This window comes from Pseudoalteromonas luteoviolacea H33-S (assembly GCF_001625695.1).
GTDB lineage: Bacteria > Pseudomonadota > Gammaproteobacteria > Enterobacterales > Alteromonadaceae > Pseudoalteromonas > Pseudoalteromonas luteoviolacea_B.
On the sequence record NZ_AUXY01000096.1, the window covers coordinates 51,043 to 69,856 of the forward strand.

General features: G+C 41.5%; 16 protein-coding genes. 6 read left to right on the forward strand and 10 right to left on the reverse strand.

The features are described 5' to 3' along the window. Nucleotides 1-113 precede the first annotated feature (113 nt). The gene (locus N477_RS19215; protein ID WP_063362720.1) at nt 114-1,535 is read left to right on the forward strand and encodes a S41 family peptidase; all 1,422 of its coding nucleotides are present in this window, start codon (nt 114-116) and stop codon (nt 1,533-1,535) included. A 165-nt stretch (nt 1,536-1,700) separates the two neighbouring features. On the opposite strand, the gene N477_RS19220 is transcribed toward N477_RS19215, so the two are convergent. Together N477_RS19220 and soxR are read right to left on the reverse strand one after the other, a co-directional pair. Then, entirely contained in the window at nt 1,701-3,482 is a 1,782-nt protein-coding gene (locus N477_RS19220; RefSeq protein ID WP_063362721.1) for a DUF885 domain-containing protein, read from the reverse strand. A gap of 33 nt (nt 3,483-3,515) precedes the next feature. Continuing rightward, nucleotides 3,516-3,998, reverse strand: coding sequence for a redox-sensitive transcriptional activator SoxR (gene soxR / locus N477_RS19225; RefSeq protein WP_063362722.1), 483 nt, complete (start codon nt 3,996-3,998; stop codon nt 3,516-3,518). 85 nt (nt 3,999-4,083) lie between these two features. Between soxR and N477_RS19230 the strand changes: the two genes are divergently transcribed. Continuing rightward, nucleotides 4,084-4,539, forward strand: coding sequence for a flavodoxin family protein (locus tag N477_RS19230; RefSeq protein WP_063362723.1), 456 nt, complete (start codon nt 4,084-4,086; stop codon nt 4,537-4,539). Here the strand turns inward: N477_RS19230 and N477_RS19235 are convergent. Further along, on the reverse strand, nt 4,536-5,447 hold the full coding sequence (locus N477_RS19235) for a helix-turn-helix domain-containing protein (protein WP_063362743.1): 912 nt from the start codon (nt 5,445-5,447) through the stop codon (nt 4,536-4,538). The two genes, N477_RS19230 and N477_RS19235, sit on opposite strands and share 4 nt — an antisense overlap. 153 nt (nt 5,448-5,600) lie before the next feature. Between N477_RS19235 and N477_RS19240 the strand changes: the two genes are divergently transcribed. After that, complete coding sequence (locus N477_RS19240; protein ID WP_063362724.1) at nt 5,601-7,121, forward strand: aldehyde dehydrogenase family protein; 1,521 nt, start codon at nt 5,601-5,603, stop codon at nt 7,119-7,121. On the opposite strand, the gene N477_RS19245 is transcribed toward N477_RS19240, so the two are convergent. Next, complete coding sequence (locus tag N477_RS19245) at nt 7,118-7,999, reverse strand: LysR family transcriptional regulator (RefSeq protein WP_063362725.1); 882 nt, start codon at nt 7,997-7,999, stop codon at nt 7,118-7,120. The genes N477_RS19240 and N477_RS19245 overlap by 4 nt on opposite strands. Before the next feature lie 99 nt (nt 8,000-8,098). On the opposite strand from N477_RS19245, the gene N477_RS19250 reads away from it, so the two are divergent. Continuing rightward, nucleotides 8,099-8,692 (forward strand): LysE family translocator, encoded by a 594-nt coding sequence (locus N477_RS19250; protein ID WP_063362726.1) that lies wholly within the window; start codon nt 8,099-8,101, stop codon nt 8,690-8,692. A gap of 257 nt (nt 8,693-8,949) precedes the next feature. Beyond that, entirely contained in the window at nt 8,950-9,855 is a 906-nt protein-coding gene (locus N477_RS19255) for a histone deacetylase (protein WP_063362727.1), read from the forward strand. A gap of 255 nt (nt 9,856-10,110) precedes the next feature. Here N477_RS19255 and N477_RS19260 read toward each other — a convergent pair whose 3' ends face one another. Next, complete coding sequence (locus tag N477_RS19260; protein ID WP_063362728.1) at nt 10,111-11,460, reverse strand: DUF1501 domain-containing protein; 1,350 nt, start codon at nt 11,458-11,460, stop codon at nt 10,111-10,113. An 11-nt stretch (nt 11,461-11,471) separates the two neighbouring features. Next, nucleotides 11,472-13,517, reverse strand: coding sequence for a DUF1800 domain-containing protein (locus tag N477_RS19265; protein WP_063362729.1), 2,046 nt, complete (start codon nt 13,515-13,517; stop codon nt 11,472-11,474). Nucleotides 13,518-13,863: 346 nt separating this feature from the next. On the opposite strand from N477_RS19265, the gene N477_RS19270 reads away from it, so the two are divergent. Next, on the forward strand, nt 13,864-15,309 hold the full coding sequence (locus N477_RS19270) for a serine hydrolase domain-containing protein (RefSeq protein ID WP_063362730.1): 1,446 nt from the start codon (nt 13,864-13,866) through the stop codon (nt 15,307-15,309). Between the two features lie 178 nt (nt 15,310-15,487). Here the strand turns inward: N477_RS19270 and N477_RS19275 are convergent, their stop codons facing one another. From N477_RS19275 to N477_RS19290, 4 genes are all read right to left on the reverse strand, one after another. After that, the gene (locus N477_RS19275; RefSeq protein ID WP_155731960.1) at nt 15,488-15,997 is read right to left on the reverse strand and encodes a hypothetical protein; all 510 of its coding nucleotides are present in this window, start codon (nt 15,995-15,997) and stop codon (nt 15,488-15,490) included. Between the two features lie 175 nt (nt 15,998-16,172). Beyond that, the gene (locus N477_RS19280) at nt 16,173-17,123 is read right to left on the reverse strand and encodes a hypothetical protein (RefSeq protein ID WP_063362732.1); all 951 of its coding nucleotides are present in this window, start codon (nt 17,121-17,123) and stop codon (nt 16,173-16,175) included. A 293-nt stretch (nt 17,124-17,416) separates the two neighbouring features. Further along, nucleotides 17,417-17,923 (reverse strand): YdcF family protein, encoded by a 507-nt coding sequence (locus N477_RS19285; RefSeq protein WP_063362733.1) that lies wholly within the window; start codon nt 17,921-17,923, stop codon nt 17,417-17,419. Between the two features lie 69 nt (nt 17,924-17,992). After that, nucleotides 17,993-18,730, reverse strand: coding sequence for an alpha/beta hydrolase (locus N477_RS19290; RefSeq protein WP_231098125.1), 738 nt, complete (start codon nt 18,728-18,730; stop codon nt 17,993-17,995). Nucleotides 18,731-18,814 lie beyond the last annotated feature (84 nt).

The window sequence follows — 18,814 nt, forward strand, 5'->3', positions numbered from 1 at the left end:
AAATAAAAGCCTCACATGTAATAACTCCCAAATGGGGCTTTGTATTTATGATATTTTAATTTATTGTTTGATTTCCAAAGAAAAAATACTATTTAGGGAAATACCATAGCTTTATGGACAAAACAATAACTTCAATTTTCTTGCTGATAGGTTTATTTTTATTATCTGCAAATGTTTCTGCTTTCTATTCAGATGTTGAGATTTTAACGAGTAAAGCCAAGAGTGCAGCACCCAATTATTCAGTCTGGCAAACTCATGGTTATGGATACATATTAGAAGTCATCGGCGAAGATATACGTTTTTACGATATTACAAAACACCATTGCATACTAAATAAAGTCGAAACTGGTGAATATCCTAGTCGTAACTTGACTGTAGAGGGTGACGCTGCTGAATTAGATTGGTTTACAGTACACACTGTAAAACTAAAAAAGTTGAGCCGTTTACCTACATTATGTAAGCAAAGCCTACTGCTTAATACAGATACTCAAAATATAAAGTTCTCAGCCCCAGAAGTGTTTGATATTTTGTGGTTTACCTTTGCAGAACACTTTGCTTTTAACGAAGAGCTTAATTGGAACTGGCATACCAACTATAAAACTTGGCGAGATAGAGTGTCAGATAGTATGAGCGAATCGGCATTGGCTGAGGTCATTACAGAACTTATAGATGAATTAGGTGACGCTCATGCATATGTAGAATCAGATGATGACAGCTTCTTTGCTATGAACAACATTAAATGGGAAAAGTTCAGAAGTAGGATGATTGAAGAAGGGTTTTCACAACAGACTGAGTTTTCATCCTTTCGTGATTTTTTTCAAGCTCTTAGTAAAAAACGCAACAGTATCATTTCAAGCTATTTTGACAAAAAACACCCGCCACAGAAATTAAACCGCAGCTTATTATGGGCTTCACTTCCCCATGAAATCAACTACTTAAGTATTGATGATATGAGTGACTATACCGCTGAAGAGACTATTCAAGCGGATATAAAAGAAGTAGACAAAGCGATACAGCATATTATGCCTATGCTCACGAAGTCTAAAGGGCTAGTAATTGATTTACGCTGGAATAGTGGAGGATATGACATTGTTTCACAACGATTGTTATCCTATTTTATTGATAAACCATTGCTGGTTGGCAGTAAATCGTACCGAACAGAAAATGGTTTTAGCAAACCCGAAAATATTATTGTTCATCCCGCTACATTTGACCGTTACCTAGGGCCTATTGTCGTGCTTACTAGTGGCATAACCATGAGTGCTGCTGAATCATTCTTACTGGGTCTTGCTGCCAGAGAACAAGTTAGTATCATTGGAGAGCCATCTAATGGCGGTTTTAGTGATTCACTTCCTAAGCAGCTGCCAAATGGCTGGTCATTTACGTTATCCAATGAACGTTATTTTGACCATAAAGGCGAAAGTTATGAATATCGAGGTTACCCAGTAGAGAAGAGCTTTGAATATTTAAACGCAGCCGATTTAAAGGCTGAAAAAGATAGTGCACTCATTGAAGCAATGAAAATTCTTAAATAAAGAAAGCTTTTGCTGGTGCGAGTATTGCAAATGCACTACTGTCCGATTTTGGCACATATGAGACGGTAAGATTTGATTGAATTTTATTATTCTAATCTGGCAGATCAAGTTAAGACTTATTCACTTAACTAAAGCCCCGAATTGGGGCTTTTTTATGCGTGACGGTTACTGCATTAGTTGGCTAATGTACTTAACCGGTGCGCTACCATAGCTTAAAAACTCTTCATGGAACGCTTTTAAGTCAAAGTCTTTACCAAGCTTTTCTTTTTGCTTTTCACGTAAATCGTAAATTTCACGGTAGCCACTGTAGTAGCTCGTTAATTGAACTTGACTTAGAGTCGCTCTGCGCCACTTACCTTCCGCTTCAGCACGTTCTTGGAAAGCACCATTCATCAGTAGGTCAAGACCTTCATCACGGCTGATCCCTTTAACCTGAATCGCATAGTCTAAAATGGTGTTACAAATAACGCGTAAGTTCCACTTGTAGTACATCAACCACATTTCAGGCTCATGATTACCATAGCCTTCTTCAAGCATCATGCGTTCTGTATACACAGCCCAGCCTTCAATCATGGCACCATTTCTTAAAATTGTTTTAATTAGTGATGGTGACTTATTGGCATAAACAAGCTGAGTATAGTGGCCTGGTACTGCTTCGTGGATGTTGAGGATTTGCAAGATCCAGTGGTTATACTCGCGTAAAATAGAGCTAGCTTGTTCTTCTGTTCTCAGCTCAAGCGGCTCCACATTGTAATAGGTGTTTTCTTTTGCGTCGTATGGACCTGGTGCTGAAATAGATGCCATCGCGAAACCACGCATAAACTCAGGTGTTTCACGCACAACTAACGGCTTTTCAGGGTCAAGTGAGATTAAGTCTTTTTCCATAACAAACTTTTCAAGCAGCGGGATCTGACGCTTAATCTCATCAACAAACTGCTCTTTTGGCACATGCTTTACTGATAAATGCTTAATAAGCTCAGCAATGGCTTGCGCGTCATCTGAAGGTCGTGCTTTATTTGGGAAGTATTTTGGCCACAATTGGTCGGTTAGCTTTACCATCTCTTGTGTGACGCGTGCTTTGTCAGCAAGCGCTTTCTCGTACATGGTTTTAGCTGTGTAACCAGATTGAATGTCAAAGGCAAACTTCTCCTCGTACAGCTCTTCACCAATTCTGAAGCTGCGTGCATTACCATTGGCAGTTAACTCTTTTTCTAATTGAGTCAGAAAGTCGATGTAACCATTAATCGCAGTTTTGGCGTTGACAAAACGGGTCTTAAACAGCGCTTTTTCATCAGCAGTAAGTGCGCTCGACGCATCGACTTTATCTAATAGGTCATCTTTTAATACTGCAAATGCGCCTTGGTTTTGCGCGATAGCGAGTTGAGTGTACTCAAGCGTAGGCGTATCTATGTTGTTTTTTGCCGCTTGATAAAAATCTGGAACATACTTCAAGCGCTCTAATACTGTTTTGTATTTTTCTGCGTCTGATTTAAAGCGACTATTTAAAATGGTTGCGAAACCATAGGAGATATTGTAATTAGACGGGTTCCATTGCCAATCTTGAAACTTTTCAACTTCCCAAATTCTTCTCTTAAGGCTGTTTTCAATTAAGTAATAGTCTGATTTTTGATTGTCACTCAAACTATTTAGATCAAAACCACGCAGTTCACTTAATTTCGCTTTTGAGAAAGCAACACTGCTTGCGCGTGATTCTGCATTAGGGATGGTCATAATATGATCATACTTGCCATACCCGACATATAAAGAATGCTCTGGGTACTGGCGCCACATGTCTTCGATAAGCTGTGCTGAAAAATCAGTAAATGCTTGATTTTGTGATGCTTGTACAACAACAGGTGTTGTAGACTGTGAAGGAGTACTTGTTGTTGTGCAGCCAACTAGAGCCAGAGCCGCTGCAACAGCCATTGTGAGCGCTGTTTTTTTCATTCGCTTGTTCCTATTTTAATTTTCTTTATCATATCAATTTTTCGCAGCGCGCGCTCGTTCTGGCTGATCTAAGATCACTGCACCGTTACACTCTTTTGCCACAATGTCATCTGGGTTGTATATAGGACAAGACTTCATAGATAAGCAGCCACAGCCTATGCATCCGTCCACCATGTCGCGAACGCGTGTCATATAAGCTATTTTTTCATCAAGTTTGGCTTGCCAAAATCGTGACATACTGGCCCAATCTTCCTTGGTTGGTGTGCGGCTTTCTGGCAGTTTAGACAAGGTTTCTTGGATCTCTAACAGTGAAATGCCCATTTTTTGCGCAGCTTTAATGACCGCAATACGCCGCAGTACATCTTTTTTATATCTTCTTTGGTTACCTGCGTTGCGCCAGCTTCGTATTAAGCCTTTGGTCTCATAAAAATGTAGCGCTGAGACTGCCACATCTGCGCGTTTTGCTACTTGCCCTACACTTAAGCGCGGCTCGTCTCGGGTTGCTGTTATTGTCATTTTTGCCCCTTTTTTAAAATAACGCTTTACCTAAGGTTAGGTTGAGGTTTTAGCCTATCAACAAATTCACAAAAGGAGAATCATTTTGAACACAATCATTGTTTATTCGAGCGCTGAAAAAATGGGCAATACCGGCAATGCGGTTGGAGAGTTAGCTACGGAGTTTGATGCGCAAACACTATTTTTGGATGACTATGTGATCCACGATTATAGTTATGATCACAAAAATAAAGATGATGACTTTCGCAGTGTATTTAGGCGCATTTTACAGTTTGACCATGTGGTTTTTGCCTCGCCCGTCTATTGGTATGCGGTAACACCGAGAATGAAGGCATTTATTGATAGGATCACAGAATTTATGGATGATGAACAGCTCAAGCCTGAGTTACGTGAGCTTAGAAGCAAACAGTTTTCAATATTATCCACGTCTATTCACGAAGCTGCGCCGCAGCCTTTTACTGAGATGCTGCAAAAAACATTTGAATACTTAGGCATGACACTCAAAGGCCAATATCACAAGCAATACCCCTATGAGAGTTAATCTGTTTTCGTTTGAAGAAATTGAGTTTGATATTGTTTTGGTGTCTGCTTAAAGGTTTTCTTAAACCCTCGACTTAATTGACTTGGGTGATTAAACCCTAAGGTGAAAGCAATGCTGGTTACGCTTTCACCGCGCTCTAAGCGCTTGCGTGCTGACATCATTCGTTGGCCATTTAACCAATTTTGCGGGGTCGTACCAATGCGTTTTTTGAACTGGTCAAAAAATTTACTTCGGCTCATGCAGGCTATTTTGCATAATTCATCGACGTCGAGCTGTTCATCCAGATTTCTTTGCATATATTCAACCGCCGCATGGATCCCCGTTGTTAACTCATACTTTGCGACTTGTTTAAACAAGAGGTCGCGGCTTTGCTGTTGCAGTAAACGAGCAACTAACTCGTTTAACGCAAGGTCGATATAAAAGTCTCTTTGTGGCGTATTTTCGCAAAATAAATGCATTAAGCGCATAAGCAGTTGCTGTGTCTGCGAGTTGTGCTCGTTATGAACAAGCTCTGGCATGTAATTAAACTGGGGGTCAGAGCACTTCTCAAGTTGGTTTAGTTGCTCTGCGACAGAGGCTATTTTGTCTTTACTAATATCAATGGCCAAGCAAGTCGTTGGCTGATTTATACAAGCGGTGGGAAAGTCGATATGCACTGCTTGTTCCGGCGCCAATACGAAGCTTTCATTGGGTAAAAATGCATGATGATAGTCACAGCTTTCTACATGCATGACCTTTTTTCCTGTGAGCATGCCGCAAAACAGCACATTGTTAGAAAACAATCGAATATGTTCTGCATTTTCATAGGTATCATAAATACTGAGCTCGACGTCATCGCCTGCAAAATGAACGCGATTCTCAACCAGTGAATTGACTTTTTGCCTTTTTTTATGAAGTTGTTCTAGCATTTTTATTCCTTGTTTGGACTCAAGCGCAAACATTTTATACGCAGAGTTAAGTTTTTAATCCGCCTTTAAATTAATGTCAACAGAATAACAACAAGTGGCCTCCTCATTGAGAGAGTGTCGCAGTCACATAACAACTAAGTTGAAGAGGCATTTATGATTTATGCAAATCCAAATACATCAGATGCAATCGTTAATTTTAAACCTGTTTATGATAACTATATTGGCGGAAAATGGACCCAACCTGTAGAGGGGCTGTATTTTGATAATATCAGCCCAGTCAATGGTGCTGTTTTTTGTCAGGTCGCCAGATCTGGGCAAAAAGACATTGAATTGGCTTTGGATGCGGCACATAGTGCTAAAGAGTCTTGGGGCACAACGTCAGTGACAGAGCGCAGTAATATTTTGCTTAAAATCGCCGATCGTATAGAAGCCAATCTTGAATACCTCGCCGTGGCCGAAACGTGGGACAACGGTAAAGCTGTGCGTGAAACTTTAGCGGCAGATGTACCATTGGCTGCGGACCACTTCCGTTATTTTGCAGGGTGTATCCGTGCGCAAGAAGGCAGCATTGGTGAAATTGACGAGCATACTGTGGCGTATCATTTCCACGAACCGTTAGGGGTTGTTGGACAAATTATTCCATGGAATTTTCCATTGCTTATGGCTGCTTGGAAGCTTGCGCCGGCGCTTGCTGCGGGCAATTGCGTAGTATTAAAACCCGCTGAGCAGACACCTGTCTCGATTTTATTATTGATGGAACTGATAGAAGATCTGCTCCCTGCGGGTGTTGTTAACGTGGTAAATGGCTTTGGTAAAGAAGCCGGAGAAGCACTGGCGACCAGCGACCGCATTGCCAAAATCGCATTTACCGGCTCAACGCCAGTGGGGTCACATATTTTGAAATGTGCGGCGGATAATATCATTCCATCAACAGTAGAGCTTGGCGGCAAGTCTCCCAATATTTACTTCAGTGATGTAATGGAAAAAGATGATGAATTTCTGAGTAAATGTGTCGAAGGGGCAGTATTGGCTTACTTCAATCAAGGTGAAGTATGTACATGCCCGTCTCGATTGTTTGTGCAAGAAGATATCTACGATAAGTTCATTGCAAAAGTGATAGAGCGCACACAGCAGATAAAGCGTGGCAATCCTTTGGATACAGACACCATGGTAGGCGCACAGGCGTCCCAAGCACAATTTGACAAAATTTTAAGCTACATCGAAATTGGTAAACAAGAAGGTGCAGAGGTACTACTCGGTGGTGAACCAGAAAAACTCAGTACGGAATATCATGAAGGCTATTATATTCAGCCGACGTTGTTAAAAGGTCACAATACTATGCGAGTATTTCAAGAAGAGATATTTGGTCCAGTGATCTCCTTGTGCACTTTCAAAGATGAAGCGGAAGTACTCGCAATGGCTAATAGCAGTGAATTTGGCCTAGGAGCGGGTGTGTGGACCCGCAATATGAACCGTGCTTATCACTTTGGTAGAAAAATAGAAGCGGGCAGGGTATGGACTAATTGCTATCACATGTATCCGGCCCATGCCGCTTTTGGCGGCTACAAGCGCTCGGGCATCGGCCGTGAAACACATAAAAAAGCGCTGGATCATTACCAGCAAACTAAGAACCTTCTAGTCAGCTATAGCGAAAGTCCGCTTGGATTCTTCTAAGTTATAGCCTTAGCAAGATGCGCAACCATGGCCATGGTTGCGCTCTTTTTTGTGACGTTATTAGGCCAAATAGCATAGGCCGGTATAGGGGTTACTTGCCAATCGGGCAGTAACTCAATTAATTTATTATCTCTCAGGGCTTGCTCAACAAGAAAGTCCGCAGGTGTCGCAATACCTAGCCCTTCCATACATAATTGTGTCATGCCCTCAACCGAATTGGCTGTGACTTGATAGTCAAAATGAATGTCCTGTTTGCCAAGCTCTGGGTGTGTGATAGTGCGCTTATTGGGTAAGCTGGCAAGCCTTATCCATGGTACGTTTTCAAGATCTTTTGGTGTTTTTGGGAGCGTGTTATTTTTCAAAAAAGCAGGTGAGCAGGTGAGCTTTCGCTTTATATTTCCTAGTTTTTTACTTTTTAATTCGCTATTTGGTAGGTCGCCAAGGCGAATTGCAATATCGATCCCTTTCTCTATCAAGTTCTCATATACATCGCTAAAGTGAAAGTTGACCTCTAACCTCGGATGTTGCTGACAAAACTCTGCTAATACGCGGGTATAGTGGGAGCGTATAAGTACAGTCGGCAAACTGACGGTGATCCTGCCAGATAACAAATCTTGCTGGGCACTGATATCAGATAGGCCTTGCTCAACGGTTTTTAACATGTTTGTACTCATTTTGAATAACTGCTGCCCTTGCTCTGTTAACGAGAGCTTTCTGGTCGAGCGGTATAGCAAGGCGGTATCGAGCTTTGTTTCGAGCAAAGTAATGTGATAGCTGATCACTGAGGGCGACAAGTTAAGTGCGCGCGCCGCACCGCGAAAAGATCCTTGTTCCACAACTGTTGAAAAAATGGCGATGCTTTTGAGTTCGTCAATCATATTGAGTAAGTTTTTAGAACAGTGATATTTATTTATACCATCTAATCAAATTTAAAACAGGGGTATACACTCAAATTTTATACAGCGATGGAGTGAGCAATGTTGATGATATTGGCAATGGGTTTATATGCATTTTCTATGTCTATTACACCGGGTCCGGTGAATTTGATTATTTTTTCAGGTGGGATGAATCGTGGTATCCAAGCCACATTACCGTTTATTTTAGGTGCAACAATTGGGTTTAGTCTGTTGCTTTTAGCAACAGGGCTGGGGCTTGGTTTGGTGGTGCAGCAACATAAGTGGTTAGTATATAGTTCTACAGTGATCGGCTGTGGTTTTATGATGTATCTTGCTTTGCAACTGTTTAAATCTGAACCGAGTGTAGGCCAAACAACAGCGATGCGCTCAGGATGGTGGGCTGGTTTGATGTTGATGTGGCTGAATCCAAAAGCTTGGTTGGCTGCTATCGCGGGCAATAGTTTGTTCATTGAGCCTAGCCAAACCAGCAAATTGTTTGCGTTTGTACTCATTTACTCCTTGGTTTGTTTTGTTTCTTTATTGTTGTGGGCAGTATTTGGTAAGCAAGTGTCTCATTATATTTTGAATGATAAGTATGTGCGTTGGCTTAACAAGGCAGCGGCGCTGGTGATCGCGGGTATGTGTGTGATGGTATTGTATGAGCTAGGCAGTTAGCCGTATTTTATGAGTGTTGGAGATGAAATTCGTTGAGACTAATTGTTTGGGAGCTCATTAGGGTTATGTTGGAATAAGTTTTGAGTGCTGTTAAGTATTCGATACTATTTAATAGGCACAGTATGGGTATGCAATGCTAACTTCGATTGCTGCCTTTTGTTATCTACTGAGCACTTAATATAACGCTTACAGCATTTTTATCGTATCATGCTGCATGTCTGTCGGTGTATTTTAATTAGTAACATAAGAATTTCCCCATGTATAACCCGAACTTACCTTTAGTTTACCACCCTAATTATTCTTTCAGTTTTGATCCCAAACACCGTTTTGTGGTGAGTAAATTTGCAAGATTGAAAAGTTATCTAGAGCAACAAGGGCTCATTGGTCAAAACTTGTATCAGGGCCCTGTTGGGCACTATTCGGACTTGGAGCTAGTACATTGTGAGCAATATGTTCGAGACTTATACCATAATGAGCTTTGCCCAAAAGCAATGAGACGAATAGGGATCCCTTGGTCTAAAGAGCTGATGGCGAGAACATTTACAGCACCGCTGGGCACTTATCTTACAGCATCGCTTGCACTTGAAAACGGCGTGGCGTGTCATTTGGCGGGGGGCACGCACCATGCTCATTATGATTTTGGTTCTGGGTACTGCATGGTGAATGATTTGGCATACACTGCAGAGCGATTAATTAAAGAAAAACGGGTTCATAATGTACTTATTTTTGATTGCGACGTGCATCAAGGAGATGGCACTGCCGCGATGCTCACACACAACCCTTTTGTATTTACCTGCTCAATACATTGTGAAAAGAACTTTCCTTTTAGAAAGCAACAGAGTGATTTAGACATTGGGTTAGACCCTAATGTCAGTGATCATGAATACCTACGAGTTGTAGAAGCAACAATCTATGATTTACTGGAGCAGCTAAACCCTGATCTTGTGCTATATGATGCAGGCGTTGATGTTTGGCAAGAGGATACGTTAGGTAAATTAGATATTAGCTGGCAAGGGCTTGAGAAACGCGACCGTATTGTACTTAATGCGTGCAATCAAAAAGGCGTGCCAGTAGCCACCGTGATCGGTGGAGGTTATGACAAAGACCATGAGCGTTTGGCAAAACGTCATGCTATCGTCATTGAGCAGGCCGCAAAGATATAGTTTATATTTTTATAATATATAAATATATTACTTTAATAGTCATGTGGTTAAACTTTGCTTTTACGCTTTTTGACTTTGTTTTGATGCTTACTGGTGGTAGAGAATGGAATTACCCCTTGTCCAGTGGCCGCGTAGAAGTATTGTATTATACTGGCGATTACGCAAATTAAATTAAGCACTTAATTTGTTGTTTATTTGGCGTTTTAGGAGGCTAAAATAAGGCCTCCTTTATTATTTTATCTATTATTTTTTTATCTAAAATAAGTTCATAGAAAACGCATCAAAATTACTTAAGTTTGGAAAAATATCATTAATCTCTGAGTCATTTAATCCAAACCATTTCGCTATGGGTGCAAAATACTGTTCATTGGAAAATTGAGGGATAAGTCTGCCGCCGCCGACATCTATATTACTGCCGACCTGCTGTGAAAGCATGGTGCCATGTAAGTCTTGGCCATTTACAGCGCCGCCCATAATCAGCTGATTACTGGCCCAGCCGTGATCTGTGCCATCTCCATTTGAAGTCAACGTCCGACCAAAATCAGACATGGTAAAAGTTGTAACGCTATTTTGTAGAGAAAGCTCTGTAAGTGCGCTATTAAACTCAGCCAGTGCTGTTGCAAGTGTTCCTAGCAGGGCAGGTTGCCGCGTTACTTGTTCATCATGGGTATCAAAGCCACCTAATGAGACAAAAAATATTTGTCGTTTGTTACCTGTTTGACCACTGATGCTCAGAGACTTGGCGACAGCTGCTAACTGCTCCGATAAACTGTTATCGCTAAATTGTGTGGTTAATACGGGCGCTTGCTCTAATAAGGTGTTCATATGCTGCACGTTGCTAATAGAGCTGGACAGTCTGCTGGCATAAGCGTCTTGCAGAGAGTTTGTTTGGGTGCTTAATAATCTATCCATGATGCTTTTAACATGATCGACTTGTGGTTGGTAACCTGTCAGCGAGTTTATTTTCATTACGCCGCTTTTATTGAGTGCATAAGGGGTGGTTTCGATACCTGCTTGCCATGGGTTTGCTCCGGCAAGGGAGATGTTACTAGTAAAACTGTTGTGCTGGTTTAATCGTTCCAGCATCCGCGCGCCCCAACCCGTATTTAAAGACACCTTCTCTCGTCCATTCATCCATGTGGCTTGTTGGTCGTTATGTGAAAACAAATGATTTGGTAAAGGCACTGCTTTGTTTTGATAATCAGCAAGTGTTGTTGGGGTGATAAGTGTGCCAACACCGCCAACAAAGCCTAGTTGACCGGCATCAAAAATGGAGGATATGGCGCCCATGCTTGGGTGCAAGCCAACACCGCCCTCAAATTGTGTCAGTGTATTTAAAGTCAGCGGATCGGCAATAGCTAGATTTTGTCTGCTTTGCTCATAATGTAGCCTTTGTTCACCGCTTAAGGGCACTAGCATATTGAGTGAGTCACTCCCACCGTGCAGAAAAATACAAACAAGCGCTTTGTAATCAGTAAGCTCGGTGTTGTTCATAGAGCTACTGATAGCTTGTAACTGCAAACTAGTGAGTGCGGCAACAGAAGCCCCGCCTTTGAGGCACATAGATAAAAAAGCGCGTCTAGACTGATGATTAAAATACGACATGGCAGGCGCTCCTAGTTTTGGTAATTAAAGTCAGGTGACAATGAAATCATGTACAGTAGCTGGGCGACTCGAAGCGACGCATCTCTGTTCACAAAATAGCTATCTAGATCTACGAGTGCTGTACGTGTGGTATCCGACATGGAGCCTGCAAAGTAAACTAGGTCGTAGTAGTCCAATAGAGGGGGTAATCCATTGTTTGTCAGCATCTCAATGTCTGCTTGGGCGTACATGTAGATTGTATTGGGGTTGAGTGTTGTTTTTCGCTCAGCCATCCGCCACACCAAGTCACCATAGTGCCCGTTGATAGTGGAGATCATATTGGAGTCGGTGGCAATTTGCAGCTCAGGTGCAACGAGTCCTAAGGTTTGAAGCTCATTGGGCGTATGGTCAGGTCTAAAAAAGTTAAATACAGAGGGTGATAGTAACGGCCCTTGACCATATGCTGTATTTAAGTTCCAAGTATAATAACGATTTAGCTCCGAGCGTGCATTTAACACCCGCCATAAGTGCAGTTTTACGAGGATCGGCTCTTTAATTTTGCCACTATATAGCTGTACAGACGTGTATTTTCTGGCTTCTTCATCTAGTAAAATTGCTTTGATGACGGCACCTAGGTCGCCTTTTACACCTTCACCATTGTCGTTAAATATAGTCGCCACTCGAGCAATATATGCTTGCGTTGGATTAGATTTTACAAGTCTTTGGATTAGTTGCTTACTGATAAAGGGGGCAACATTATTGTGTGCAAATAAGTTATCTAGCGCAAGTTGCATGGACTCATGGGGACCGGTGTTTTTTGGGATAATTTCACCACCGAGCAATGACTTTTCTTCCATTGAGTGATAGTCGGCAAAAGCGTGCATGGGCAGGGTATAGTTTCGGCTGGGCCTGTCCCACCTTGCTGAGTAAGCAAATGTCCAGCCAGTGAAGACTTTAGCAAAGCCGGCTATTTCCGCTTGTGAATAGGTTGGTATGGTGTTGCCATTAGCATCTAATTTTATAGAGCCATCCAAATTAAGTTCATTCAAACCAATAGTGAATAGCTGCATGACTTCTCGCGCATAGTTTTCATCAGGGCGAATGTTAAGCTCTGCGTTTGCTTTTTCATTCCCTAGGTGACTTAAATATACGCCCATAGCAGGAGATAAAGTGACTGACTCTAGTAGGCTCCTAAAATTACCAAATGCATGTTTTAATAGCATGTCATAGTAAGCGACCATGCCTTCAGGCTCACCTCGTAACGCTGTATTGGCATCTGAAATTACAAAAATTTCACTGAGCGCAAATGCCACTCTTTGCCTGAGTTGATCAGGTGCATTTAAACTCGCTTTCCACCAAGCATCTATTCTGTTTATGTGGCTTGGGTTATCTCTGTCTGGGTAGTTTTCTAGTAAAGGCATATGTAGGGTAGGCGTTAACGCAATTTGCTGGTCAAGCCATTCGCTTTCACTCATGCCAGAAGCTGACTGGATTTCCGAATAAGTTGCGCCAAGTGTTGCTTGCTGCATTAATGCCGATGCCTGTCGTTCAGTCATTGCATTGACAGACTCAATGCTGGTTTCTGTATACGTACTCATGCCCGTACTATCAGTGACTGTCAGTGAAAAGGTATAGCTTTCATTATTGATAGAGCTCGCACTTGGTAATGTGACGGTCAGACTTGCAGAGTCTGCGCCTGCAAGGGTAACGGTCGGGCCGCTAATTTGAGCCCAAGCGAACGACAAGCCTTCTGTAGACCCTTCAATGACACTGTCTATGGTGATAACACTGCCTTTTCTGACAACATCGCCTGGTAAGCGAATGTCCACAACAGGTGATGTGCTTATATTCTGTGTATCGGCTATTTCATCAGAGGTGTTTTGGTCAGCTGTATCATCATTTGGTTCAGTGCTCGGTGATGAAGGCGGGGAGCTGCTGTTTGCTGTATTGGCGTCGTTGGTGCTTTCATCACTGGTGGGTAGCTGTGGAGATGCTGTGGGAGTACTTGACTCGGAACCACCGCCGCCACATGCGGATAAAACTAAAGTTACAAGTAAAAACAGAACACGCATTTTCATTGTGATTGCCTCAATAAACTCTAACCCTTTTATAGCATGCTCATTTAATTTAACAATATCTTTTCATTAATTTTCGGTGTTTTTTTACGCTAAAAGGGTTAGCTTTTCGCCATGTTTTTGAATTAAAGAGGAATATCTATGAACAATTTTGGCGTGCATTAATATGATATATGTTGTTACCTTTTTCTAAAAAAATTGGGTTGTAACGGCGGCAGCACTATTCGTATTATTTAGTGAGTGGCACAGCGATTTTCCTCGTTAAACTTATCAGAGTCACATTCAGTATCTATATGAAATTGTAGTAATTTAATATTGTATAGAACATCATTAAACAAGGATTATAAGAATGAAAAAAACCGTTATCGCTACACTGATCGCAGGTATTTTTATTGCACCAAATATAGGCTTTGCAAGCGAACAGGGAAGCACAAATATTAAACTCGAACTACTTCCGTTGGTTCAGGTAAAAGGTGAGCAATACGTTTCAAGCACGATAGAAAAAGAAATGCGTAAGCACAACTTACCAGGGTTGAGTGTTGCTGTGGTTAAAAATGGTCAAGTTGTTTGGGCGGAAGGCTTTGGTTTAGCGGATAAAAAGACCAATCGTAAAGTGACGACTGAAACTTTGTTTCAAGCTGGTTCTATCAGTAAACCGGTTGCGGCTTTGGCTGTTTTAAAACTGGTTCATGAAGGAAAAATTAAATTAGATGCGGATGTAAATCAGTATTTAAAAGGCTGGCAAGTGCCAAGCAATGAATTTACCAAGTCAGCCAAAGTGACAGTGCGTCAGCTTTTAACTCACAGCGCGGGTTTAACTCAGCATGGCTTTCCGGGATATCAACGCGGCAGTAAAGTGCCCTCCGATATTGGGGTGTTAAATGGACAGGGCAACACAGGTAAAGTGGTAGTCGATAAACAACCTGGTGAAGGATTTAGATATTCCGGAGGCGGGTATACTGTATTAGATTTGCTTGTTGAGAATGTAACAGGACAGTCATTTTCTGATTATGCATCTGAGCAGATCTTGAAACCGCTTGGAATGACAAACAGCACGTTTGCACAGCCGCTGCCTAAGCACCTATGGTCTAAAGCCAGTGCGGCATTTGATGTAAACGGTAATCAGGTTGAAGGAGATTGGCACGTTTACCCTGAGCAGGCAGCTGCGGGTTTGTGGACGACGCCGAGCGATATAGCGCTGTACGTCAAAGCGATACAAAGTGCACGAGCAGGTAAAGCGGTTGGCCCCATTACACCTAAGTTGGTTAAAGACATGCTTGTTTTCCATGACAACGACTGGGGGCTTGGACCAGTATTAAAAAATTATCAGCAAGGGCTCGCGTTTGAACATGGCGGTAAAAACAAAGGCTTTACCAATGTATTTAAAGCGTATGCTGATAAAGGTGATGCATTTATTATTATGACCAATGGAGATGCTGCCAGTCCGGTGATGAGGGAGTTACAACTTGCCATCAGCGAGCATTTTGGCTGGGACTTTTCTAGCGCTAAAAAAGTGGAAAAATATACCTTCTCAAGTGCGCAGTTAAAGCAAATGGTTGGCAAGTATATTTATGATAAAGATAGCCAGTATTTATTTGATCTGACCTTTGATGGACAATATATACTGGCATATGACCCATCAAGAGATCGCACCAACCGTTTGATAGCGACGAGTGAGAAATCATTAATTGATGTGCGCGACGGTGCAACGGTGGATATTGAGCGAAATGATAAAGGCGAGATTCAGGCATTAATTTGGAGTGGGCAATATCGATTTGTAAAAAATAGCCTTTAATATAAATTTTTAGATTAATTTGGCGTGGATACTGCTTGGTAAGTCGTTATTATTATTTTTCTTACCAAGCAGATCGCACTTCAAAACCAAGCGACGGGCAAGTTCTTGGTTTTGCCAGTTCTGCCCGAGTAGGCGAGTAGAACTGGTATAGGGAGTCCTTTCAAGTATTGCTACGTTGTTACCACTTAAACAGCTTACATTTTTGGATGCGTTTACCACCATAATTAGACACTAGATAAGGTCCAACTTGCTCTTCGCGGATCTTGTCTGCTGTATAGCTTATGATTTCAACATCTAAAGAGCCGTCACTGTGCAATTCATACTCTGCGTTCAGCTTGGTATCACCAAATTCAAACAAGCTTACAAACTTATTATCGAATAAGTACTGGTCGATGATAATGCCGTTGTTTTCGTCAATTTCGAAATGCCCTTTTGCTTCATCAACCGTGACTAACGTGTAGTTACGAGGTCTTGCTTGCGCGCCTTCACCGTATGTGACAACCCAGTCAGCACGGTTATCAACGGGGCTGCCAACTTCAAGTGACATTGGAAATGCATATAGCGCTCCCTTGCCAGGTGCAAGTAGTTCACATTGGCCTTTAAAAAAGCCTTGCCACTGAGTCGGAGCAGCTTGTGTAGTCAGAGATATTGCAGATAAGCCAACGCATAGTGCGAATACTTTTTTCATTTTATCTTCCTTATTGATGCTATTTTTGTGTGAGTCATCTTAAAAAACGATGCTTTTTTCCAGAAATAACAGGTTAGGAGAATTTTTTAATAGCTCGGCGAAAATATGGTTGTGTGGCTGTTTTGTATGAACTCAGGGGGTTACCCTGAGTTATTTGTGATACGCATGTGGCAAATTAGTTTGACTTCAAAGGCTGCTCTTTTAGCACTTCAAGCTTTTGCTCTGAGGTGATGCTATGGGTGAGCGATTCAAGTTGATAACCGAGTTGTTCATAAGAGTTATCTAGGTTTGCATTCTTCTGATAATAAGGAATATCAGCTGGTGTAGCAGGGTCATTCACTATTAACGTAAACGCACCAAAGTTATTGTTTTCATTGGTTTCAGGGACTTTTTGCTCAACATCTGCCATCAAAATAATACGATAAGTCCCTTTCGCTAAATTGATGTTTTTCAAAGGAAGCAGTACCTCGTGTTGTGAGCCTACATCATTTATAACCTGCACAGCACCAAAATAAACTAAGGGGTTGTTATTTAAATCGGCTAAGAATATGCCGACTTTTGGTAATACAGGAGAATTAGGACAGCCATCATTTTTAACCACAAAGTTTACTTTCAAGTTTCCACCATAACCGACAGAAACATTCGCAGGTGTCATAGAGCCTGAGTGAAATAGCCAGTCTGGTTGACCAATGGTGCCAAAAGTTGCAGAGTTATGGCTTACTGACACTGAGTTATTAAACCTTGCGACCACTTGAAAGTCTGTCGGCATACACAGGCTACTCAAATACTCTTTTGTTGTGCCGTCGAGATTAAATGGGCTCACTTTAAAAGTGTTTTGCGCATTAATTGGACGGCAGCCATTGGTGCCGCAGTTCAAATCGGGGGCTTCTCTACCGACATAATATCCGGTTGCACCGCCATCTTTTGTTAAAAAGAACTCAACTTGTCCGCCTGGGTTAAATATCTGAGAGCCGGTCAAATAATAATGAATATTAAAATTTGCAGAGCCTGGGTTTGGGATCACGGTATGGTTGTCAAATGCAACATTTCCAACACTGATATTTGCAAATGCAGAAGCGCTAAGTAGTGATGTAGTAAGTACAGCAAGTTTAAACTTATTAGACATGGTTTCCCTCCATTTTGAAATGTCCAAAGTTTGTACAGCTATTATCGCAGGCACTCTATGATAAAAAGTTGAGTAAAAAAAGTACCAATGTAAAGGTTTTTGATATAGCGCAAGCTATGAGGGTGTTACTATTTTAGATATTGATCCTATATATTTAAGTTTTTTTGTGGTTAGTATCTACTAATAAATTGATTGGTAAATTAGCTTTGTTTATAAGCGAGTAAGAGTGCATATAAATTTATTTATAATTTTAATGTGCATTTTGCAGGGTGATGGTTTTTATCTTCGCCTGTTCAGTATTCGTTTGCTTCTTTGGTGAGCGTTGCTAAGTCTCTTTTTTTTGCGAATACTTCGTGCTTTTCTAGTTGTCGTAGTGCCTGACTTGAAATTGGACTAGGTGCAGATAAGTAATTTTTTTTCATTGAGGGCATGACTTTGTCAAAAATGAGCTGAACTCTCGGGATATGAAAATCTGAACTGATTATGTCGACTTGCGGCGCGTTGGGCTGTTTGAGTATCGGATAGGTGAGCGTTGCATCTTCAATTGTGAAGCGACTTAAAGCGCTTGGTAAAAAGTGCGCTGCTTTAATTCCATTATTGATTAAATATTGTTGGTTGATATGTGCGTGCGCAATTGCAGCTTGGTTGAAGTTTGCGCCAAAACTACCCGTACAAATTAATCTTGAATTTTGCTGTGATTTAAATAGCTCAAGGGCAAGCTCACATCTTGCAATTGAAAGCGGTGATAAGTGCCCTTGATTATCATTTTTATGTCCTAAAACAATGATTACTTTGTCCATTTTTGACCTGTAAAAAGCTAGGTTTAGCTCATTATAGAAGACCTACATTGCAAGGATTAAATGCCTAGCTTATTTTTTGAGCTGCTGTCCAAACCAATGACTGATAGCGTTGTTTAAGTTCTTATCGTGCTCTAATAATGGGTAGCCGTGCAACTTGCCCTTATAAGTGAGCAGTTTACTATTGGCGTGTTTTGCTTCTTTGAACAGGATGTTGGCGCTGGTATAAGTCCTACCATCGTCGTCTGCTGCGATGATCAAGGTTGGTTTGCTAGATAAGTTTGCTACATATTTCTGAATATTGTCATAGGTTTGGGCAGATGAAAAAAAGCCAATAGCATCAATGTTGCTGTTATTTGCAAGGGTGATGGCCTGTGTACCGCCGCAGCTTGCGCCGATAACGCCAATCTGACCAGTGTTTGATACTTTACGTCTTAAATACTCATAGGCTAATTGTACGTCTTGTGGCCAATACTTTACCATATCTCTCCATGCATCAGTGCGCGACTGACCAGAGAGCTTTCTTATGCTGCTTACATCAAATTGATTATTTTTACTGTCGCCGTAGCCTCTGAAATCGATACTTAAAGCATGGATCCCTTGTTGGGATAATTGGTTTCCAATGTCGTTGTACATGGAGCGATTAAAGTTACATTGGTGCAGCATAAGCAGGGCTTTATTGCTGTCTTCTTTGCCACTAAAATAGCTCCCATGGATGGTGAAACCATCGCTAGAAGTCAATGTAATATCGGTACTTGCGGCGCTTTTAAATGCAAAGCAAAGCGCAATAAGTGCTATCGTCTGTCTCATCATTTCTCCTTAAAGATTGTTTGGCTAAAATATCGTCAATTTATTGAGGCGCCAATACAATTGCGGTGAATAGACAGTTACCCT